The organism is Streptomyces sp. DT224 (genome assembly GCF_049844595.1).
Taxonomy (GTDB): domain Bacteria; phylum Actinomycetota; class Actinomycetes; order Streptomycetales; family Streptomycetaceae; genus Streptomyces.
Genome location: NZ_JBNCLI010000019.1, coordinates 40519 through 61621 on the forward strand (window position 1 = coordinate 40519; position 21103 = coordinate 61621).

21 protein-coding genes are annotated in these 21103 nt (G+C 71.3%); 14 read left to right on the forward strand and 7 right to left on the reverse strand.

Annotation, left to right across the window (positions count from 1 at the left end; translation table 11 throughout):
* Positions 1–89 precede the first annotated feature (89 nt).
* Entirely contained in the window at positions 90–1949 is a 1860-nt protein-coding gene (locus ACLQ2N_RS34530; protein ID WP_425819484.1) for a bifunctional metallophosphatase/5'-nucleotidase, read from the reverse strand.
* A gap of 131 nt (positions 1950–2080) precedes the next feature.
* On the opposite strand from ACLQ2N_RS34530, the gene mshD reads away from it, so the two are divergent.
* The 11 genes from mshD to pstB all read left to right on the forward strand — a co-directional run bounded on the left by mshD (position 2081) and on the right by pstB (position 13479).
* Complete coding sequence (gene mshD / locus ACLQ2N_RS34535; protein ID WP_425819486.1) at positions 2081–3019, forward strand: mycothiol synthase; 939 nt, start codon at positions 2081–2083, stop codon at positions 3017–3019.
* A gap of 90 nt (positions 3020–3109) precedes the next feature.
* Positions 3110–3520 carry a GntR family transcriptional regulator gene (locus ACLQ2N_RS34540; RefSeq protein ID WP_425819488.1) on the forward strand — a complete coding sequence of 137 codons (411 nt, stop codon included), beginning with the start codon at positions 3110–3112 and terminating at the stop codon, positions 3518–3520.
* Positions 3517–4407, forward strand: coding sequence for an ABC transporter ATP-binding protein (locus ACLQ2N_RS34545; RefSeq protein ID WP_425819490.1), 891 nt, complete (start codon positions 3517–3519; stop codon positions 4405–4407). The genes ACLQ2N_RS34540 and ACLQ2N_RS34545 overlap by 4 nt, the downstream gene beginning before the upstream one ends.
* Positions 4404–5177 carry a hypothetical protein gene (locus ACLQ2N_RS34550; RefSeq protein WP_425819492.1) on the forward strand — a complete coding sequence of 258 codons (774 nt, stop codon included), beginning with the start codon at positions 4404–4406 and terminating at the stop codon, positions 5175–5177. Before ACLQ2N_RS34545 ends, ACLQ2N_RS34550 begins: the two co-directional genes overlap by 4 nt.
* 252 nt (positions 5178–5429) lie before the next feature.
* Positions 5430–7682: an RNA degradosome polyphosphate kinase gene (locus ACLQ2N_RS34555; RefSeq protein ID WP_425819494.1), complete on the forward strand. Its 2253-nt coding sequence runs from the start codon at positions 5430–5432 to the stop codon at positions 7680–7682.
* A complete protein-coding gene (locus ACLQ2N_RS34560) occupies positions 7648–8688 on the forward strand; it encodes a CHAD domain-containing protein (RefSeq protein WP_425819496.1) in 1041 nt (346 codons plus the stop codon). Before ACLQ2N_RS34555 ends, ACLQ2N_RS34560 begins: the two co-directional genes overlap by 35 nt.
* Positions 8685–9116 carry an NUDIX hydrolase gene (locus tag ACLQ2N_RS34565; RefSeq protein WP_425819498.1) on the forward strand — a complete coding sequence of 144 codons (432 nt, stop codon included), beginning with the start codon at positions 8685–8687 and terminating at the stop codon, positions 9114–9116. Before ACLQ2N_RS34560 ends, ACLQ2N_RS34565 begins: the two co-directional genes overlap by 4 nt.
* Before the next feature lie 227 nt (positions 9117–9343).
* Positions 9344–10480, forward strand: a complete 1137-nt coding sequence (gene pstS, locus ACLQ2N_RS34570) for a phosphate ABC transporter substrate-binding protein PstS (RefSeq protein WP_425819500.1) — start codon at positions 9344–9346, stop codon at positions 10478–10480.
* A gap of 123 nt (positions 10481–10603) precedes the next feature.
* Positions 10604–11590 (forward strand): phosphate ABC transporter permease subunit PstC, encoded by a 987-nt coding sequence (gene pstC, locus ACLQ2N_RS34575; RefSeq protein ID WP_425819502.1) that lies wholly within the window; start codon positions 10604–10606, stop codon positions 11588–11590.
* Complete coding sequence (gene pstA / locus ACLQ2N_RS34580; RefSeq protein WP_425819506.1) at positions 11587–12675, forward strand: phosphate ABC transporter permease PstA; 1089 nt, start codon at positions 11587–11589, stop codon at positions 12673–12675. The genes pstC and pstA overlap by 4 nt, the downstream gene beginning before the upstream one ends.
* A 27-nt stretch (positions 12676–12702) precedes the next feature.
* Positions 12703–13479: a phosphate ABC transporter ATP-binding protein PstB gene (gene pstB, locus ACLQ2N_RS34585; protein WP_164401153.1), complete on the forward strand. Its 777-nt coding sequence runs from the start codon at positions 12703–12705 to the stop codon at positions 13477–13479.
* Positions 13480–13598: 119 nt separating this feature from the next.
* On the opposite strand, the gene ACLQ2N_RS34590 is transcribed toward pstB, so the two are convergent.
* Positions 13599–14597: an inorganic phosphate transporter gene (locus ACLQ2N_RS34590; RefSeq protein WP_405899004.1), complete on the reverse strand. Its 999-nt coding sequence runs from the start codon at positions 14595–14597 to the stop codon at positions 13599–13601.
* Positions 14598–14602: 5 nt separating this feature from the next.
* Positions 14603–15223 (reverse strand): DUF47 domain-containing protein, encoded by a 621-nt coding sequence (locus ACLQ2N_RS34595; RefSeq protein ID WP_164401152.1) that lies wholly within the window; start codon positions 15221–15223, stop codon positions 14603–14605.
* A 200-nt stretch (positions 15224–15423) separates the two neighbouring features.
* On the opposite strand from ACLQ2N_RS34595, the gene ACLQ2N_RS34600 reads away from it, so the two are divergent.
* On the forward strand, positions 15424–15801 hold the full coding sequence (locus ACLQ2N_RS34600; RefSeq protein ID WP_425819509.1) for a metal-sensitive transcriptional regulator: 378 nt from the start codon (positions 15424–15426) through the stop codon (positions 15799–15801).
* A 4-nt stretch (positions 15802–15805) separates the two neighbouring features.
* On the opposite strand, the gene ACLQ2N_RS34605 is transcribed toward ACLQ2N_RS34600, so the two are convergent.
* Positions 15806–16000: a hypothetical protein gene (locus ACLQ2N_RS34605; protein ID WP_425819511.1), complete on the reverse strand. Its 195-nt coding sequence runs from the start codon at positions 15998–16000 to the stop codon at positions 15806–15808.
* A gap of 116 nt (positions 16001–16116) precedes the next feature.
* Positions 16117–16977, reverse strand: coding sequence for a hypothetical protein (locus tag ACLQ2N_RS34610; protein ID WP_425819513.1), 861 nt, complete (start codon positions 16975–16977; stop codon positions 16117–16119).
* A gap of 180 nt (positions 16978–17157) precedes the next feature.
* Here ACLQ2N_RS34610 and ACLQ2N_RS34615 point away from each other — a divergent pair, with 180 nt between their 5' ends.
* Positions 17158–17331, forward strand: coding sequence for a hypothetical protein (locus tag ACLQ2N_RS34615; protein ID WP_425819515.1), 174 nt, complete (start codon positions 17158–17160; stop codon positions 17329–17331).
* A gap of 44 nt (positions 17332–17375) precedes the next feature.
* Entirely contained in the window at positions 17376–18971 is a 1596-nt protein-coding gene (locus ACLQ2N_RS34620) for an FAD-binding oxidoreductase (RefSeq protein ID WP_425819517.1), read from the forward strand.
* A gap of 91 nt (positions 18972–19062) precedes the next feature.
* Here ACLQ2N_RS34620 and ACLQ2N_RS34625 read toward each other — a convergent pair whose 3' ends face one another.
* Both ACLQ2N_RS34625 and ACLQ2N_RS34630 read right to left on the reverse strand, forming a co-directional pair.
* Positions 19063–19794 carry a phosphatase PAP2 family protein gene (locus ACLQ2N_RS34625; RefSeq protein WP_425819519.1) on the reverse strand — a complete coding sequence of 244 codons (732 nt, stop codon included), beginning with the start codon at positions 19792–19794 and terminating at the stop codon, positions 19063–19065.
* 239 nt (positions 19795–20033) lie between these two features.
* Entirely contained in the window at positions 20034–21044 is a 1011-nt protein-coding gene (locus tag ACLQ2N_RS34630; protein WP_425819521.1) for an NlpC/P60 family protein, read from the reverse strand.
* Positions 21045–21103 lie beyond the last annotated feature (59 nt).

The window sequence follows — 21103 nt, forward strand, 5'->3', positions numbered from 1 at the left end:
CGCGGGGGCGGGTGCGCGGGGGCCCCGGGGGGGGGGGGCGCCGGCGCCCCCCGCCGCCCCCCCGCCCCCCTTCCCCCCTTTCCGCTCCGTTACCGCACGACCGTGATCCGGTCCGTCGCCGGCGGGGCCAGCGGGGACGAGGCCGTGGAGTGCGCGGCCAGGTAGGCGTTGAAGAGGTCCAGGTCGGAAGCGCCGACCAGCTTGTCGGTGCCCTGTCCCAGCGCCGCGAAGCCGTCGCCGCCGCCCGCCAGGAACTCGTTCATCGCGACGCGGTACGTCTTGGCCGGGTCGATCGGCTCGCCGTTCAGCGAAATCGTGTCCGTGACGACGCGGTCCGCGCCGGACTTCGTCATGTCCAGCGTGTAGGTGAGGCCCTTCGAGATCTGGAGGATCTTCGGGCTGGCCTCGTTCGAGCCGCTGACCTGCTGCTGAAGGGCGGAGACGAGCTGGGCGCCGGTCAGGTTCACGACGTTCATCATGTTGGTGAACGGCTGCACGGTGAACGCCTCGCCGTACGTGACGACGCCGTCGCCCTCGCTGCCGGACGCCTTGTACACCAGGTCCGCGCGGATGCCGCCCGGGTTCATGAAGGCGACGACCGCCCCGCCCTTGTCCGCCGGGGCCAGGCCCTCCAGCTGCGCGTCGGCGATCAGGTCGCCGAGCGGCTTCTCCAGGGCGGTGGAGCCGCGCCCGTTGATGTCGGCGGAGATATAGCCCTGCGGCCGGTTCGAGATCGGGGCCGCGAGCGTGTTCCAGCGGGCGATCAGGTCGGTCATGTCCTTGGCGGGCGCCTGGTCGCGGCTGACGAGGTGGTTCGCGGAGACCGGGTTCGACGGGGCCGGGTGCTTCGCGCCCTGCTTGCCGCTGCCCTTCACCGCCGTGCGCACGATGTCGCCGGTGCGGCGGTCGTACGTCAGCGTCGTGTCCGTGTACAGCCGGCCGAAGGAGGCCGCCGACGTGACCAGGCGCGGGTTGCCGGCGGGGTCCGGGATGGTGCAGACGTACGCCTGGTGGGTGTGGCCGGTGACCAGGGCGTCCACCTTCGGCGTGATGCCCTTGGCGATGTCCGTGATCGGCCCCGAGATCCCGTCACCGGCGCCCGGGCTGTCGCAGTCGTAGGTGTACGAGGAGGAGGCGGGCAGGCCGCCCTCGTGGATGAGCGCGACGATCGACTTCACGCCCTGGCGGTCGAGCTCCTTGGCGTACTTGTTGATCGTCTCGACCTCGTCGTGGAACTTCAGCCCCTTGACGCCGTTGGCCGTCACGATGTTCGGCGTGCCCTCCAGGGTCACCCCGATGAAGCCGATCTTGACGCCGTTCTTCTTCCATACGGTGTACGGCTTGAGGATGGGCTTCCCGGTCTTCTCGTCCGTCACATTGGCCGCGAGGTACGGGAAGTCGGCACCCGGGAACTTCTTGCCCTTCTCGTAGCACCCCTCGACCGGGTGGCAGCCGCCGTTCTGCAGGCGCGCCAGCTCGGTCGCGCCCTCGTCGAACTCGTGGTTGCCGACGCTCGTCACGTCGAGGTCGATCTTGTTCAGCGCCTCGATGGTCGGCTCGTCGTGGAAGAGCCCCGACAGCAGCGGGCTCGCGCCGACCATGTCGCCGCCGGCCGCGGTGATCGAGTACGGGTGGCCCTTGCGGGCGGTGCGCAGCGAGGAGGCGAGGTACTCGACGCCACCGGCCGGGATCGCCTTCGTCGTACCGTCGGCCTGCGTCTCGGTGACCGTACCGGCCGAGCCGGCCGGCGGCTCCAGGTTGCCGTGCAGGTCGTTGAAGGACAGCAGCTGCACGTCGACGGTCCGGGCCGGCGTGTGGTGGCCGTGGCCGCCGCCGTGGCCATGGGCGCCGGCCGGCATGGCGGCGACGAGCGCGCCCACGGTGGCGAGACCGGCCGCGGCGGCGAGCACCCGCCGTGACGCCCGGTTCTTCTGCGGTGTCGCTGACATCGGTCCCCTTGTGAGTTCAGCGGGTGAAGTACGAGCCGCAGCCTAGAGTCAACGCGCGTAGCGCGACAGATGTAAGGGGTTACGAACTGGTTGCCAACCGGTGCGGGCCACAGACGCTTACGCTCGGACACATGACGACAGACGCACCCCTCCCCGCCCCCGGACGCGAGATCCAGACGCTCGACACCCTCTCCCCCGAGCAGGCCGCGGCCGTGCTCGACCTGCTCGCCGAGGCCGCGCGGTCCGACGGCCGGCAGGCCGTCTCGGAGCAGGGACGTCTGCAACTGCGGGGCGGACAGCGGGAAGGCGTACGGCACTTCCTGCTGTCCGCCGGGGGCGTGCTCGCCGGATACGCGCAACTGGAGGACACCGACCCCGTGGAGGCACCGGCCGCCGAGCTGGTCGTGCACCCCTCGCACCGGGGCCACGGCCACGGCCGCGCGCTCGGTGCCGCCCTGCTCGCCGCCACCGGCAAGCGGCTGCGGGTCTGGGCGCACGGCGGGAAGGCCGCGGCCCGCCATCTCGCCCAGGTCCTCGGCCTCGCCCTGTTCCGGGAACTGCGCCAGCTGCGCCGCCCGTTGAGTCCCCTGAATCTCACCGAGCCGGCCCTCCCCCCGGGCGTCACCGTGCGCACCTTCGTCCCCGGCGAGGACGACGCCGCCTGGCTCGCGGTGAACCGCGCGGCCTTCGCCCACCACCCCGAGCAGGGCTCCCTGACCCAGCGCGACCTGGACGACCGCAAGGCCGAACCCTGGTTCGACCCGAAAGGCTTCTTCCTGGCCGAGCGCGAGGACGGCGCGGGCTCCACGGAGCTGATCGGCTTCCACTGGACGAAGGTGCACGCCGAGGAGCAGCTCGGCGAGGTGTACGTGGTCGGCATCCGGCCCGACGCGCAGGGCGGCGGCCTCGGCAAGGCGCTCACCGCGATCGGGCTGCGCCACCTGGCGGCGCAGGGACTGCCGACCGCCATGCTCTACGTCGACGCGGACAACCCGGCGGCGCTCGCCGTCTACGAGCGCATGGGCTTCGTGACGCACGAGGTCGACCTGATGTACCGCACGGAGTCCTGACCTCCCCTCAGCTCCCCCGGGGGCGGCGCCGCTTGACGCCGCCCCCTCCTTACGTCACCCTTTCACTACTCAATTAGTGAAAGGGTGAAGATGGCAGAGTCCGCGGCAGTCGAGTTCCGCATCGACCGGCGCAGCGGCGTCGCCACGTACCTCCAGATCGTCCAGCAGACCAAACAGGCCCTGCGCCTCGGCCTGCTGGAGCCCGGCGACCGGCTGCCCACCGCCCGCGAGGTGGTCGAGGCCACCGCGATCAACCCGAACACCGTGCTCAAGGCGTACCGCGAGCTGGAACGCGAAGGGCTGGTCGAGGGCCGCCGCGGCCTCGGCACCTTCGTCACCCGCTCACTCGGCGGCGCGGCGGCCGCCGACGACTCCCCGCTGCGCGCCGAACTCGCCGCCTGGGCGGGCAGGGCACGGGCGGCCGGTCTCGACCGGGACGACGTGAGCGCGCTCTTCACCGCCGTACTGGACAGCACATTCGAGGGGGACCAGAACCGATGACAGGCACCGCGCTGGAGGCCGAAGGGCTCGGCATGAGATACCGGGGCCGCAGGGGCGGATGGGCGCTGCGGGACTGCACGTTCCGGCTGCCCGCCGGCGCCGTCTGCGCGCTCGTCGGGCCCAACGGCGCCGGCAAGTCCACCCTGCTCGCCCTGGCGGCGGGTTTCCTGCGGCCCGCCGAGGGAACGCTGCGGGTGCTGGGCTCGTCGCCCGGCGAGACGCGTGCCCGGATGGCGTACGTGGCCCAGGACAAGCCGCTCTTCCCGCAGTTGACGGTCTCCGAAACGCTGTGGGCGGGTGCGGAGCTGAACCCGGAGGGCTGGGACCGGGAAGCGGCGGCGCGCATCGCCGAACCGCTGCCGTCGGACATGAGGGTCCGCGAACTGTCGGGCGGTCAGCGCACCCGGCTCGCCCTCGCCCTCGCGCTGGGCAAGCGGACCGAACTGCTGCTCCTGGACGAGCCGATGGCCGACCTCGACCCCCTCGCCCGCCACCAGCTGATGGGCCTCCTCATGGCCGAGGCCGCCGAGCACCGGACGACCATCGTGATGTCCTCGCACATCCTCAGCGAACTGGAGGGCGCCTGCGACCACCTCCTCCTGGTCGACGGCGGCCGCGTCCGCCTCGGCGGCGAGACGGACGACCTCATCGCCGCCCACGCCGTACTCTCGGGCCCCGTCCGGGACCTGTCCCCGCACACGGTGATCGAATCCCGCACGACGGGCCGCTCCCTGACCGCCCTGGTCCGCCCGGAGGGCCCGGTCGACCCGGCCTGGGACCGCTCCGAACCCACCCTGGAGGAGCTGTTGCTGTCCCACCTCCGCTCCCCCGAGGCGCCTGCGCTGCTCACCCCGAGCGCGACGGGCCGCGAGGCGGTGGCGGCATGAGCGCGATCACCCTGCGGGGGCCGGAACGGCTCGTCGTACGGCAGCACCGCCTCGTCCTGTGGGTGAGCGGCGCCCTCGCCCTCGCCGGGATCGCCCTGGTGGCCGGGGCCTGGTGGTTCACGTCCTCCGCGGCCGACGACTTCGCCGGGACCGGCTGCTCGGTCGATCACACCGTCCGGGGCTGCGGCATCCAGGTCCGCCACTTCCTCAGCATCGAGTGGCACTACAGCCGGCTCCTCGACTACGCCGGGCTGGTCATGGCGGCCCTCCCCGCACTCATCGGCCTCTTCGTCGCGGGTCCGCTCATCGGCCGTGAACTGGAGGACGGCACCTACCGGATCTCCTGGAGCCAGTCCGTGAGCCCCGCCCGCTGGCTGGCTGCCAAGCTGGCCGTGCCCGGTGCCCTCACCGCGGCCGGGGTCGCCGTCCTGTCCGCCGTGTACGCGTGGGGCTGGTCCCGTACGTACGAGACGGACTACCCCGCCCAGTCGTCCGAGCCCCTGGTGTACGGCGCGATGGGCCCCGTACCCGTCGCCCACGCCCTGCTCGGCCTCGCCCTCGGCGCCCTCATCGCCCTGCTGGTCCGGCGCACCATGGCATCGATGGCCCTCACAGTGGCCGTCTCCCTCGCGCTGACCGTGGCCAGGGAAGCCGTCCGCCCCGGCGGATACTTCTGGCCCCTCCAGCTCACCGAAACCGCCGTCCTCCTCGCCCTCGCCGCCCTCGCCACCGCCCTCGCCTTCCGGGTGCTGCGCCGGTACCACGCCTGAGGCGTTTCCAAACCCGTCCGGGGCCCCGGCCCCGGACGGGACCCCCACACACGGCCACCCACCGCTTCCCGCACGTCATGTCGTCGTAACCACGCATTCAGACGGCCTTGCGACCCTCGCAGGATGCAGCCAGCTGTGCCGTCCCCCCGCAACGGGCGAAATACCGGCAGAACGCGCCCCGACCGCGGCGTCCACGCGATCTCGCCCCCCTCCGACGCGCTTGCGGAGCGCTCCGGGCGGAACAATGGATCCATGAGCCAGCAGCCCAGCTCCGAGGTCCCGGCCCAGCCCGCCCCCCAGCCGTCCGTCGGCGCCCTCGCCGCGCACCGGCCGCACGCCGTCGCCCCCTCCGGGAGAGGCGCAGCCCTGTCCACCGCCGCCGACTTCGACCCCGAGATCGACGCCGACGCCGACGCGTACGAGCCCGAGGTCGACGGGGACGAGCTGCCCCAGGGGCGCTTCCTGGACCGGGAACGCAGCTGGCTCGCGTTCAACGAACGCGTCCTCGAACTGGCCGAGGACCCGACCACGCCCCTTCTGGAGCGGGCCAACTTCCTCGCGATCTTCGCGTCGAACCTGGACGAGTTCTTCATGGTCCGGGTCGCCGGCCTGAAGCGCCGCATCGCGACCGGGGTCGCCACCCGGTCCGCGTCCGGCCTCCAGCCCCGCGAGGTGCTGGACCTGATCTGGACCCGCTCGCGCGAACTCATGGCCCGGCACGCCGCCTGCTACCAGCAGGACGTCGCACCCGCCCTGTCCGACGAGGGCATCCAGCTGATCCGCTGGCCGGAGCTGACCGACAAGGAGCAGGCCCGCCTCTTCACCTTCTTCCGGCAGCGCGTCTTCCCCGTCCTCACCCCCCTCGCCGTGGACCCGGCCCACCCCTTCCCGTACATCTCCGGCCTCTCGCTGAACCTCGCCGTCGTCGTACGCAATCCGGTCAGCGGCCACCGCCACTTCGCCCGCGTCAAGGTGCCGCCGCTGCTGACCCGCTTCCTGGAGGCGTCGCCGGAGCGCTACGTCCCCATAGAGGACGTCATCGCGGCCCACCTGGAGGAGCTGTTCCCGGGGATGGAGGTGCTGGCCCACCACATGTTCCGGGTCACCAGGAACGAGGACCTGGAGGTCGAAGAGGACGACGCGGAGAACCTGCTCCAGGCCCTGGAGAAGGAGCTCATGCGCCGCCGCTTCGGCCCGCCGGTCCGCCTGGAGGTCGAGGAGTCCATCGACCCCTACGTGCTGGACCTGCTGGTCCGCGAGCTGAAGGTGTCCGACGCCGAGGTCTACCCGCTGCCGGGGCCCCTCGACCTCACCGGCCTCTTCGGCATAGCGTCGCTGGACCGCCCCGAGCTGAAGTACCCCAAGTTCATCGCGGGCACCCACCGCGACCTCGCCGAGGTGGAGTCCGCGTCCGCGCCGGACATCTTCGCCGCCGTACGCGAGCGCGACGTGCTGCTGCACCACCCGTACGACTCCTTCTCCACCTCCGTCCAGGCGTTCCTGGAACAGGCGGCGGGCGACCCGGACGTCCTCGCGATCAAGCAGACGCTGTACCGGACCTCCGGCGACTCGCCGATAGTGGACGCCCTCATCGACGCCGCCGAATCCGGCAAACAGGTCCTCGTCCTGGTCGAGATCAAGGCCCGCTTCGACGAGCAGGCCAACATCAAATGGGCGCGCAAGCTCGAAGAGGCGGGCTGCCACGTCGTCTACGGGCTCGTCGGCCTGAAGACCCACTGCAAGCTCTCCCTCGTCGTCCGCCAGGAGGGCGACACCCTGCGCCGCTACTCGCACGTCGGCACCGGCAACTACCACCCGAAGACGGCCAGGCTCTACGAGGACCTGGGGCTGCTCACCGCCGACCCGCAGGTCGGCGCCGACCTCTCCGACCTCTTCAACCGGCTCTCCGGCTACTCCCGCCGCGAGACCTACCGCCGCCTCCTCGTCGCCCCCAAGTCGCTGCGCGACGGCCTCGTCGCCCGCATCACCAAGGAAGTCACGCACCACCGCGCGGGCCGCCCCGCCTACGTACGCATCAAGGTCAACTCGATGGTGGACGAGGCGATCATCGACGCCTGCTACCGGGCCGCCCAGGCCGGCGTCCCCGTCGACATCTGGGTGCGCGGCATCTGCGCGATCCGCCCCGGCGTCACCGGCCTCTCCGAGAACATCCGGGTCCGCTCGGTCCTCGGCCGCTTCCTCGAACACTCCCGGGTCTTCGCCTTCGGCAACGGCGGCGAACCCGAAGTCTGGTTCGGCAGCGCCGACATGATGCACCGCAACCTCGACCGCCGCATCGAGGCCCTGGTCCGCGTCACCGACCCCGCCCACCGCGCCGCGCTCAGCCGCCTCCTGGAGACCGGCATGGCCGACACCACCTCCTCCTGGCACCTGGGCCCCGACGGCAACTGGACCCGGCACTCCGTGGACGCGGACGGCAAACCCCTGCGGCACGTACAGGAAATGCTCATTGACGCCCGGAGGCGCCGGCGTGCGACGCCCTGACCACCACACCCAGGCCGCCGCCCCGGCCCACGCCCCCGGCATCACCGGCGTGAACGCCGGGGCGGTCCTCGGCCCCTATCTGCGCACCCAGGCCGCCGACTTCCTGCGCAGCCTGCGCCTGCACCGCGAGAACACCGCCCCCACGGACGCCGGAACGCGCGCCGCCGAACAGGCCGCCACCGCACTGCGCCGCTCCTCCCGCCGGATCGGCGCCGCCCTGCGCACCTTCCGCACCACGCTCGACCCGCTCTGGGCGGAGCAGCTGCGCACCGAACTCTCCTGGCTCTCCGGCACCCTCGCCCGCGAACACGCGTACGCGGACCGGCTCACCCGGCTCCTGGACGCACTGCACGGCCTGGCCGGCGATCCCGCCCTCCCGGCCGCCCGCACACCCGGCGAATCCACGGGCCAGGGCCGCCCCGTCCTCGGCGTCGGCGCCGCCCGGGCCGGCGCGCTGCTGGAACGCCAGCTCACCCTCGCCCGGACCCGCGCCCACTCCACCGCCCTCCAGGCCCTCGGCTCCTCCCGCTTCCACGCGGTGGCCGACGCGGTCGCCCTGCTCGCCTCCGAGGTCCCGCTCTCCCCCGCCGCGGCCGGCCCCGCCGGCGAACTCCTCGCCGAACCCGCGGACCGGGCGGAGCAGCGGCTGCTCGGGGCGGTCGCCGCGCTGCCCTGCGACGAGTCGGCGGAGCCGTACAACGAGGCGCACGACGCGCCCTGGCACCAGACCCGCCTGCTGCTCCGGCTGCACCGCTACGCCCACGAGGTCGTGCACGGCGCCCCCGACCCGGTCCTGGCCGCCCCGGGCCACGCCCTCGACCTGCACCGGGACGCGGCGGAGGCGGCCGGCGCGGCGGCCACGGCCGCCCGCACGCCCAGGATCGCCCCGGCGACCGCGTACGCCCTGGGCGTGCTCCACGCCGCCCAGCGCCACGAGGTGGAGGCGGCGCGCGCGGTCTTCCGCGAGAGCTGGCCCTACGCGACGACGGGGGCGGCGCGGTCGTGAGCGGCACGGTGCGGGCGGCGGGCTGCGTCCTGTGGCGCCGGCCGCCCGCGCCCGCCGGGGGCGTGGAGCTGTGCCTCGTGCACCGGCCGCGTTACGACGACTGGTCGTTCCCCAAGGGCAAGCTGAAGCGCGGCGAGTCCCCGCGGGAGGCGGCGGTCCGCGAGGTCCTGGAGGAGACGGGCCACCACTGTGTGCCGGGGGTCGTACTGCCCATGGTCCGGTATGCCGCGAAGGGCCGCCCGAAGGAGGTCACGTACTGGTCCGCCGAGGCCACGAGGGGCTCCTTCACCCCGAACGACGAGGTGGACGCGGTGGTGTGGCTGCCGCCCGCGGCCGCCCGGGAGCGCCTGACCCAGCCGCGCGACCGCGAGGTGCTGGACGCGGCCCTGCGGACGCTGCCGGGCGCCTTCAGCCCGTCCGGCGTCTGAGGACGGAACCGACGCCCGGGAGCGGGCCGCCCGCGCGTGGTGGCCGTTCCGGGTCGGAACCGGGCCGCCCGCCACGGTTCACTCTCCGTTCACTCACCCCCGTAAACCACGTCACCTGTTCTGCCTAATTTCAGACCTACCGGGTGCAGCGGTCAGCCACTGCACCGCCCGCGTCGCACGCCGCCCGCAACAGCAGCCGCGGCGGTTTCTGGAAGGAACACCCGAAAGTGAAGCTTCAGCGCAAGAACCGGCTTCGTGCCACCGCGCTCGGTGCCCTCGCCGTCTCCGGCGCCCTGGTCCTCACGGCGTGCGGTTCGGACGACAACAGCGGCGAGACCTCCGCCACCGGCGGGGCGAAGACGAAGGCCGCGTCCAACGTCAAGTGCGACGGTGCCAAGGGCCAGCTGCGCGCCTCCGGCTCCAGCGCGCAGAAGAACGCCATGGACCTCTGGGTCAAGGAGTACATGGCCGCCTGCTCCGGTGTGGAGATCAACTACAACTCCTCCTCGTCCGGCGAGGGCATCGTCGCCTTCAACCAGGGCACCGTCGGCTTCGCCGGCTCCGACTCGGCGCTGAAGCCCGAGGAGGTCGCCGAGTCCAAGAAGATCTGCAAGTCCGGCCAGGGCATCAACCTCCCGATGGTCGGCGGCCCGATCGCCATCGGCTTCCACCTGGAAGGCGTCGACAGCCTGACCCTGGACGCCCCGACCCTCGCCAAGATCTTCGACACGAAGATCAAGAAGTGGAACGACGCGGCGATCGCCAAGCTCAACCCCGACGCCAAGCTGCCGGACAAGGCGATCCAGCCCTTCCACCGCTCCGAGGACTCCGGCACCACGCAGAACCTCGGCAAGTACCTGGGCGCCGCGGCTCCGCAGGACTGGAAGTACGAGGCCGAGAAGAAGTGGCCCGCCCCCGGCGGCCAGGCCGCGTCCGGCTCCTCCGGTGTCGCCTCCACGGTGAAGCAGGTCGACGGCTCCATCGGCTACTTCGAGCTGTCCTACGCCACCTCGCAGCAGATCTCCACGGTCGACATCGACACCGGCGGCTCCGCCCCGGTCAAGGCGTCCTCCGAGAACGCCTCCAAGGCCATCGCCGCCGCCAAGGTCAAGGGCACCGGCAAGGACCTGGCGCTCGACCTCGACTACACCACCAAGGCCGACGGCGCCTACCCGCTGGTCCTCGTCACCTACGAGGTCGTCTGCGACACCGGCAACAAGGCCGACACCCTCGGCACCGTCAAGTCCTTCCTGACCTACACCGCCTCGGCGGACGGCCAGAAGCTCCTCACCGAGGCGGGCTACGCCCCGATCCCCGAGGAGATCAACGCCAAGGTCCGCGAGACCGTCGCCGGCCTCTCGTAACCAGCCGTACGACACCCAGCACATCCGGCGGCCGGTCCGGAACACCCCTCCGGACCGGCCGCCACCCCTCCGGTGCACCGCCGCCAGGGGAGCCCCGGCTCCCCCACACAGACCGGAAAGACCATGGCTTCCACCACACCGCAGATACAAACCCCACCGGGCAGGCGATCCGGCCCCCGGTCCACGGGCCGCACCGGCGACCGGGTCTTCCTCGGCCTCTCGCGCGGCTCCGGCATCCTGCTCCTGGTGATCATGGCGTCGATCGCCGTGTTCCTGAGCTACCGCGCCGCGATCGCCATCTCGAAGGACGAGGGCAACTTCCTCACCACCTTCGACTGGAACCCGGCCGGCGACCCGCCCGTCTTCGGCATCGCCGTCCTGCTCTTCGGGACCGTCGTCAGCTCCGTCATCGCGATGGTCATCGCGGTCCCCGTCGCCGTCGGCATCGCCCTGTTCATCTCGCACTACGCCCCGCGCAAACTGGCCGGCGTCATCGCGTACGTCATCGACCTGCTCGCCGCGGTCCCCAGCATCGTCTACGGCATCTGGGGCGCCCTCGTCCTCGTGCCGTACCTGGAGGGGCTCAACCTCTGGCTCGACCAGTTCTTCGGCTGGACGTACGTCTTCGAGAAGACCGAGATCGGCGTCGCCCGCTCCCTCTTCACCGTCGGCATCCTCCTCGCGGTCATGATCCTTCCGATCGTGACGAGCGTCAGCCGCGAGGTCTTCCTCCAGGTCCCCCGGATGAACGAGGAGGCCGCGCTCGCCCTCGGCGCCACACGCTGGGAGGTCATCCGCCTCTCGGTCCTGCCGTTCGGCCGCTCCGGCGTCATCTCCGCGTCGATGCTGGGCCTCGGCCGCGCGCTCGGCGAGACGATGGCCGTCGCCACCGTGCTGTCGCCGAACTTCCTGATCTCGCTGCACGTGCTCAACCCGGGCGGCGGGACGTTCGCCCAGAACATCGCGGCGAAGTTCGGCGAGGCCGACGCGTTCGGGCGGGACGCCCTGATCGCCTCCGGCCTGGTCCTCTTCGTCCTCACCCTGCTGGTCAACGGCGCGGCCCGGCTCATCATCGCCCGCCGCAAGGAGTACTCGGGGGCCAACGCATGAGCCACGCCACCACCACCCCCGGCGTCCAGGAGCTCCCGACGCCCGCCCCGGCCGCCCCGCGGAGCAGCCTCAGCAGCCGCTCCCTGCCGCGCCTCGCCCCGCTCGGCTTCGCCGTCGTCGCCGTCGTCCTCGGCATCGGCATCGGCCTCGCCGCCGGCTGGCAGAGCCGTGTGCAGTGGGGCCTGGTCTCCGCGCTCCTCTTCCTGGCCATCTCGTACGTCACCACCAGCGTGGTCGAGAACCAGCGCCAGGCCCGGGACCGCCTCGCCACCAGCCTGGTCTGGGTGTGCTTCCTGCTCGCCGTCGTCCCGCTGGCCTCGCTGCTCTGGACGACCGTCAGCCGCGGCTCCGAACGCCTGGACGGCTACTTCCTGACCCACTCGATGGCCGGCGTCCTCGGGGCCGAGGCCAGCGGCGGCGTCTACCACGCGCTGATCGGCACCCTGGAGCAGGTCGGCATCGCCACCCTGATCTCCGCCCCGCTCGGCCTGCTCACCGCCGTCTACCTGGTGGAGTACGGCAAGGGCGCGCTGGCCAAGGCCGTCACCTTCTTCGTGGACGTCATGACCGGCATCCCGTCGATCGTGGCCGGTCTCTTCATCCTCTCGATCATGCTCATCGCGGGCCTCGAACCGTCCGGCCTGATGGGCGCGCTCGCCCTGACGATCCTGATGATGCCGGTCGTCGTCCGCTCCACCGAGGAGATGCTCAAGCTCGTCCCGAACGAGCTCCGCGAGGCGTCCCTCGCCCTCGGCATCCCGAAGTGGCGCACGATCCTGAAGGTGGTCCTGCCGACCGCGATCGGCGGCATCGCGACCGGCGTCATGCTCGCCGTCGCCCGCATCGCCGGCGAGACCGCACCGATCATCCTGCTGGTCTTCGGCAGCCAGCTGATCAACACCAACCCCTTCGAAGGCGCCCAGTCGTCACTGCCCTTCTACATCTACGAGCAGTACAAGATCGGGGAGGCCGCGTCCTACGACCGCGCCTGGGCAGCGGCCCTGGTCCTGATCGCCTTCGTCATGATCCTCAACCTGGTGGCCCGCGGCATCGCCCGCTGGAAGGCCCCCAAGACCGGCCGCTAGGCCCGGCGGAAAGCAGCAGTGATTCAGATGGCCAAGCGCATCGACGTCAGCGGACTGTCGGCCTACTACGGCAGTCACAAGGCGATAGACGACATCTCCATGACCATCGAGCCCCGCTCGGTGACCGCCTTCATCGGCCCCTCCGGCTGCGGCAAGTCCACCTTCCTGCGCACCCTGAACCGTATGCACGAGGTCACCCCCGGCGGCCGCGTCGAGGGCAAGGTGCTCCTGGACGACGAGAACCTGTACGGGACGCATGTCGACCCGGTGACCGTACGCCGTACGGTCGGCATGGTCTTCCAGCGCCCGAACCCCTTCCCCACCATGTCGATCTTCGACAACGTGGCGGCCGGCCTGCGCCTCAACGGCTCGTACCGCAAGAACGCCCTCAACGACATCGTCGAGAAGTCCCTGCGCGGCGCGAACCTGTGGAACGAGGTCAAGGACCGGCTGAACAAGCCCGGCTCCGGCCTCTCCGGCGGTCAGCAGCAGCGCCTGTGCATCGCCCGCGCGATCGCCGTCGAGCCGGACGTGCTGCTGATGGACGAGCCGTGCTCCGCCCTCGACCCGATCTCCACCCTCGCCATCGAGGACCTGGTGGGCGAGCTCAAGGAGCGGTTCACGATCGTCATCGTCACGCACAACATGCAGCAGGCGGCCCGCGTCTCGGACCGCACCGCGTTCTTCAACCTCGCGGCGGTCGGCAAGCCCGGCAAGCTCATCGAGATCGACGAGACGGAACGCATCTTCTCCAACCCGTCGGTCCAGGCCACCGAGGACTACATCTCCGGCCGCTTCGGCTGATCCGCCCGGCCCTCCCGTACGGCCTTGGGGTGCTGCATGGCGGTGCCACCACAAGGCGAAAGGGGTCCGCCCCGCACTCCCGAGGGAGTGCGGGGCGGACCCACGTACAGCAGCCGGCGTCAGCCGAACATCAGATAGACGACGCCGTAACTCGCGGCGGCGACCAGCGCCGCGGCCGGCATCGTGATGAACCACCCCAGGATGATGTTCTTCGCGACACCCCACCGCACCGCGTTCACCCGCTTCGTGGCGCCCACACCCATGATCGCCGAGGTGATCACATGGGTGGTCGAGATCGGCGCGTGGAAGAGGAACGCCGAACCGAACATGATCGACGCACCGGTCGTCTCGGCGGCGAACCCCTGCGGCGGGTCCAGCTCGATGATCTTCCGGCCGAGCGTACGCATGATGCGCCAGCCACCCGCGTACGTGCCGAGCGACAGCATCAGCGCACAGACCAGCTTCACCCAGACCGGAATCGGATCGCTCGGGGACTCGACGTCCGCGATGACCAGGGCCATCACCACGATGCCCATCGTCTTCTGCGCGTCCTGGAGACCGTGCCCGAGCGCCATGCCCGCGGCCGAGACCGTCTGCGCGATACGGAATCCGCGCTTGGCCTTGTGCGGGTTGGCCTTCCGGAACATCCACATGATGGCGACCATCACCAGATAACCGACCACCAGGCCGATCACCGGCGACACGAACATCGGGATGACGACCTTGTCGAGCACCCCGTCCCAGTGCACCATCGTCCCGCCGGCCAGCGCCGCGCCGACCATCCCGCCGAACAGCGCGTGCGAGGACGACGAGGGCAGACCGAAGTACCAGGTGATCAGGTTCCAGATGACGGCACCGACGAGCGCGGCGAAGAGGATGCCCATCCCCTTGTTGCCCTCGGGTGTCGCGATCAGGCCCTCACTGACGGTCTTGGCGACCCCGCTGCCGAGGAACGCGCCCGCGAGATTCATCACGGCCGCCATCGCCAGCGCCGCACGCGGCGTCAGCGCACGGGTCGAGACCGACGTGGCGATCGCGTTCGCCGAGTCGTGGAAGCCGTTGGTATAGGTGAAGCCGAGCGCGACGCCGATGGTCACGATCAGTACGAAGGTGTCCACGTGGTTCAGGACTCCTTGACCGCGATGGTCTCCACCGTGTTCGCGACGTGCTCGAACGCGTCGGCAGCCTCTTCCAGCACATCCACGATCTGCTTCAGCTTCAGCACCTCTATGGCGTCGTACTTGCCGTTGAAGAGGTGGGCGAGCAGCTTGCGGTGGATCTGGTCGGCCTGGTTCTCCAGACGGTTGACCTCGATCCAGTACTCGGTGAGGTTGTCCATCGTGCGCAGGCCCGGCATCGCCTCGGCGGTCAGTTCGGCCGCCCGCGCCAGCACCTCGACCTGCTGCTCCACACCCTTGGGAAGCTGGTCGATCTGGTACAGCACGACCAGATCGACGGCCTCCTCCATGAAGTCCATGATGTCGTCGAGCGACGACGCGAGGTTGTAAATGTCCTCACGGTCGAACGGCGTAATGAAGGAGGAGTTCAGCTGGTGGAAGATCGCGTGGGTGGCATCGTCCCCCGCGTGCTCCGCTGCCCGCATGCGCTCCGCGATCTCGGCCCGGGAGGACGAATCCGCCCCGAGCAGTTCCATCAGGAGTTTCGAGCCCGTGACGATGTTGTCCGCGGACGCGGAGAACATGTCGTAGAAGCTCGTCTCCCTGGGGGTCAGACGAAAGCGCACGTGGGGTCCTCGGGGTGCTTTGGATTCGGTCAGGCTGATGCTAGGCGCATCATCCGGCCACGGCTAACCGGCATTCTTCAGTGTCGCGCATCAGGCACAGTGATCAGCACGGGACCCCGGTCACGTTTCAGCTGAATTCGTTAGGATATACCCACCAGGGGTATTCAAACGGCAGGGTAAAGGGAAAACGGGAGGCAGCAATGACCACCACCGAGGCCACGGGGACCGGTCCCTCACCGGACGCGGCACCCGTCGCGCCCCCCGTGGAAGCGATCGTCACCGACCACGACCGCGGCATACACGGCTACCACCACCAGAAGACCGAACACCTCAAGCGCCTGCGCCGCATCGAGGGCCAGATCCGAGGCCTCCAGCGCATGGTCGACGAGGACGTCTACTGCATCGACATACTCACCCAGGTCTCGGCGTCCACCAAGGCCCTCCAGTCCTTCGCGCTCCAGCTCCTGGAGGAGCACCTGCGCCACTGCGTCGCCGACGCGGCCCTCAAGGGCGGCGACGAGGTCGACGCGAAGGTCGAGGAGGCCACCAAAGCCATCGCCCGCCTGCTGCGCACCTGACGCCTCAATCCCGGTGGTCGCCCTGCCGGGGGACGGTGGTGCAGTCGGTGCTCACCTTCACGTCGAGCACTTCGTCGATACGGTCCGCACTGAGCCGTTCCCCGATCGCCGCCGACGCGGCGATCATCAGCTCCCCGCACAGCTCGATCTCGGCGAGCGCCACATGGTCCGATACGGTCGGGGCGCTGAGCGTCACCACGTCACTCACCTCTCACTGCCGTTACCGGCTTCCCAGGGTAGAGATCCCGACACGCACCGCGCATGGCACGGACGGACCATTTCGCCCCCACCCACGCGGGTTCCGCGCGACTCGTCTCACGCCCGCCCCTGCTCGATCTCGCCGGTGTAGATGTCCCGGTCGTGCGGCAGCCGTACGGTGACGGGCACGCCGAACCCGTACAGGAGCGTCGTGGAGACGACCTCCGCCGCCCGGCCCCCGTTGGCGAAGCTGAACCGGTGGCGCACCTTGCGCAGTCTCCCCTGCTCGTCCAGATACGCGTCGAACCGCACGGCCCGCGTGCGGAACCCTTTCGCCGCCGCCGCCAGGGCCGCCCGCGCCCCCGGCGCCGCCAGCCGCGCCGCCCGGCCGATGTCCGCGGTGCCCCGGTAGTGCCGCACGGCCACCCCGGCCACATCCGTCTCACCGACGTACGTCACCGCCCCCGTGCCCCGCAGCAGTTCGGCGGCGGCCAGCGGATCGGTCACCCCGCCGGTGACCAGGTTGCCGTCCTCCAGGGCCGTCGTGTCGATGCGCACCCACTTGCCGGCGGGCACCCCCGCGCCCCGGTTCATCATGTACAGCGCACCCGGCGCCAGCAGCTCCGTGATCGGCCGGTGCTCCTCCTCGCCCGCCGCGTCGGGCGGCAGCACCACCTTCAGCCGGCCCGAACCGGCCCGGAAGTCGTACGCCCCCGAGCCCCTGATCGTGACCCGGGTGCCCCCGGCGGCCGTCTCCATCGACGTACTCACCTCGGCGCTCGCGACGCCGTCCCCGGCGAGCACCGCCGCCGCCCGCCGCACCACCTCGGCGCCGCCGTCCCGGGCGTCCGCGGCCGCCGCGGCACGGTCGGCTCCGCCACCGCCGGCACACCCGGCGGCCGCCGCCGTCACGCCCACCGCGACGAGGGCGCGCACGACGCGCGCCCCGCCTCCGGACCTGTGCTGCTGCACCACCATCGCCTGCCCATCCCCAACGCCGAACCGCTTGCCCGAGGTCGTGTCCGCCTCGCATAACGACGGCCCGTGCCCCCTTGTAACGTCCACGCCCCCGATTGGCGCCGTCCCCGCGATCCGAGCGCCCCCTCGCGGTTGACGGACCCCTCCCTGCCGGGGCACCCCGCCCAGTACCTTGTTCGCGTGTACGACCAACACGCCGCCGACGTCCCGCCGGCCCGCCCCGCCCATGAACCCACCACCGTCGAACGCGGCTCGTTCTGCACCGCCCGCTGCGCCTGCGGCTGGTCCGGGCCCGCCCGCCGGTCCCGCGACCGGGCCCGCGCGGACGCCGAGGAACACCGCACCACGGCCTGATCCGGAGGAAAGGCCCTCCCCCTCTCCCCCACACCGGAGGTCCGATGACCCTGCCGAACCGGCGCACACTCCTCGCGGCGGGCGCCGCCGTCCTCACCGCCACCACCGCCACCGCGTGCGAGGGCACCGACACGACGGACCCGGCCCCCGGCGACACCAGGCCCCCCAACGGGCCCGCGTCGTCCCCCGCCCCCTCGGCGTCCAAACCCTCCAAGCCCTCCGGCCCGGCGGACTGGTCCGCGCTGGCCAAGAGCCTCGACGGGCCGCTGATCCGCCCCGGCGACACCGCCTACCCGACGGCCCGTCAGCTCTACAACACCCGCTTCGACGACCGGAAGCCGGCGGGAATCGCCTACGTCCGGCACGAGGACGACGTCCGCGAGTGCCTCGCCTTCGCCCGCCGCACCTCCGTGCCGGTCGCGATCCGCAGCGGCGGCCACTCCTACGCCGGCTGGTCGAGCGGCGACGGCCGCCTGGTGATCGACGTCGCGTCACTCGACCGCGTCGAGGGAGACGGCACGATCGGCGCCGGCGCCAAGCTCCTCGGCGTCTACGAGGGCCTGGCCGCGCACGGCGTGACGATCCCCGGCGGCTCCTGCCCCACCGTCGGCATCTCCGGCCTCACCCTCGGCGGCGGCCACGGCGTCGCCGCCCGCGCCTACGGTCTGACCTGCGACAGCCTCACGGCCGCCACCCTCGTCACGGCCGACGGCAGGACGCTGACCGTCGACGCGAAACGCGACCCCGACCTCTTCTGGGCGCTGCGCGGCGCGGGCAACGGCAACTTCGGCGTCGTCACGAGCCTCCGCTTCCGTACCCACCCCGCCCCTCGGACGGTCACCGCGTACATGTCCTGGCCCTGGTCGCGCGCCCGGGACGTCGTCACCGCCTGGCAGGAGTGGGGCCCGGACCAGCCCGACGAGATCTGGTCGGCCGCGCACCTGGACGCCGGGCCGGGCGGCAGCGACCCGACGGTCTCCGTCTCGGCGTTCAGCCTCGGCACGTACGGGGACCTGCAGAACGCCGTCGACCGCCTCGCGGACCGCATCGGCGCCTCCGCCGCCTCGGTCTCGCTGCGCCGCCGCGACTACCGGGAGGCCATGCTGGTGTACGCGGGCTGCTCGGGCCTCACGGACGCGCAGTGCCACCTCCCGGGGACCACTCCGGGCCGCACCCCGCAGGGCGCCCTCCGGCGCGAGACGTACGCCGCCGCCTCCGACTTCTACGACCGCTCACTGCCCCCGGCTGGCGTGTCGGCCCTGCTCGAAGCGGTCCAGGCGTTCACCCGCCTCGCCCCGGGCCGGGGCGGTGGCGGCTCGGTCGCGCTGACCGCGCTGGGCGGGGCGGTGAACCGGGTGGACCCGAGCGCCACGGCGTTCGTCCACCGCCGCTCCCGGATGCTCGCCCAGTACATCGGGGCCTGGCGCCCCGGGGCCCCGGGAACGGCCCAGCAGAACTGGCTGAAAGACACCCATGCGGCGATGCGCCCGTACGCGTCCGGGGCGGCGTACCAGAACTACACGGACCCGTCCCTGACCAACTGGCGCACCGCGTACTACGGCTCGTCGACGGCGCGCCTGGCCGAGGTGAAGAAGCGGTACGACCCGGAAGGGCTGTTCACGTACGCGCAGGGGGTGTGAGGGGCTCGCCTCCCCCTGCACGTGCCCCCGGATACACGTGTGCCCCGGTCCGCCCGACGGGCTCCGGGGCACACAGGGAGGTGTACGGGGCTCAGGCCGCGAGGCCCTTCTCGCCGTCGGAGCCGCCGCCGCGCGAACCGGGGCGCGGCTCGGGGATGCCGAGCGCGTCGCCCCGGCCGAAGTCCGCCGCCCGGGGGCGGCGCGAGCGGACGAGGGGGCCGAGGCGGGCGGACCGGGAGACCGCCGCGACGAGAGGCGTCAACATCATCATGGCCAGCGGCGCGAGGAGCAGCGCGACGGCCGTACCGAGGGCGAAGCCGCCGACGACGTCGGTCGGGTAGTGGACGCCCATGTAGACCCGGCAGAAGCCTTCCAGCAGGGCGAGCCCGATGGCCGCGAGACCGAACTTCCGGTGGGCGACGAAGAGCCCGACACCGAGGGCCATCGCCATCGTCGCGTGGTCGCTGACGAACGAGAAGTCGTTCTTCCCGTCGACCAGGACGTCGAGCCCGGAATGGTCCTTGAACGGCCGGGGCCGTTCCACGAATCCCCGGATCGGAATGTTGATGAGCAGGGCGATACCGGCCGCGAGCGGAGCCCAGACGATCCCGGCCACCGCCGAGACGGAGTCCTCGGCCGTGCCGCGCCGGCGGACGCTCCACCAGCACCACAGGACCACGAGGACCATGCCGAACATGATCCCGTACTCTCCGACGAACTCCATGACCCGGTCGAACCAGGTGGGAGCGGACTTGGCGAGCCCATTGATGTCGTAGAGCAGGCTGACGTCGGGGTTCGACCCATCCAGTGCGAGTCCAGCCATCTGCTGCGGCCCCTTGCCTTGTCTGCTGCTGCGGCGCACGTCCCTGTGCGCCGCGATTCACGAACCCCCGTATTCGGTTCGTCCACGTCAATCATTCACGCGCCCAGCCAGACAACGACGCGCCCCGCGCGTGCGTTCCACTCTCCACCGAATGATCACCATGACGTTATCGAAGAGTGACACATCGTCGCAGCTCAGGGCCTCGGCTTCACGGAGGGTTCCGGCCACCGACGCGGACGTCAGCCGGCGGGCCGCGCGGTCGGCAGCGCCGCGGCCCCGTCCTTGGTCACACGCGTGGCACCGAAGTAGTCCGGAGTGTCGATCTTGTCGAACCGAATGACCGCCCCAGTGTACGGAGCATTGATCATGTACCCGCCCCCGACGTACAGGCCGACGTGGTGAATGGCACGCGAATTGGTCAGATCGTCGGAGAAGAACACCAGATCTCCGGGGAGAAGTTCGTCGCGCGAGGGGTGCGGCCCGGCGTTGTACTGGTCGTTCGCGACGCGGGGCAGCTCGATGTCCACGGACCGGTACGCGGCCTGGGTCAGCCCGGAACAGTCGAACCGCCCACCCTGCTCGGGCGTACCGTTGCCGCCCCACAGGTACTTGGTGCCGAGCTTCTTCTGAGCGAAGTAGATGGCCCCGGCCGCCTGCTGGGAGGGCTGCACACGGCCGACGGGCCGGGCGAAGCTCTTCTCCAGCGACCGGATGATCTTGACGTAGTTCTCGGTCTCGGCGATGTCGGGCACCCCGCCCGACTTGATCACCCGGTACGCCCCCGCGTTGTAGGCGGCGAGCATGTTGTCGGTGGGGTCACCGGGAACCTTCTTCACGTACCCGGCGATCTCGCAGTCGTACGACGCGGCGGAGGGGATCGCGTCGGCCGGGTCCCACACGTCCCGGTCCCCGTCCCCGTCCCCGTCGATCCCGTGCCCCGCCCAGGTCCCGGGGATGAACTGCGCGATGCCCTGCGCGGCGGCGGAGCTCTCGGCGCGGGGATTCCAGCCGCTCTCCTGGTAGAGCTGTGCGGCGAGCAGAGCCGGGTTGATGGCCGAGCAGAGGTTCCCCCACTTCTGGACGAGCCCCTGATACTTGGCCGGCACGGCCCCCTTGGCCAACGCGACGGCCCCCCCACCGGCCCCCCCGACGAGCCCGGCAGCGGCGGAGTAGGTCCCCACGACGAGCAACGCCACAAAACACGCGGCCCCCCCGACCCCGACCCCGACGGCCACCCAGAATCTACGCACCCGTCAACCATGGCCTATCGGCGCCCGGTCCGGGAGCGTTTTCGACGGTGTGTACGAGT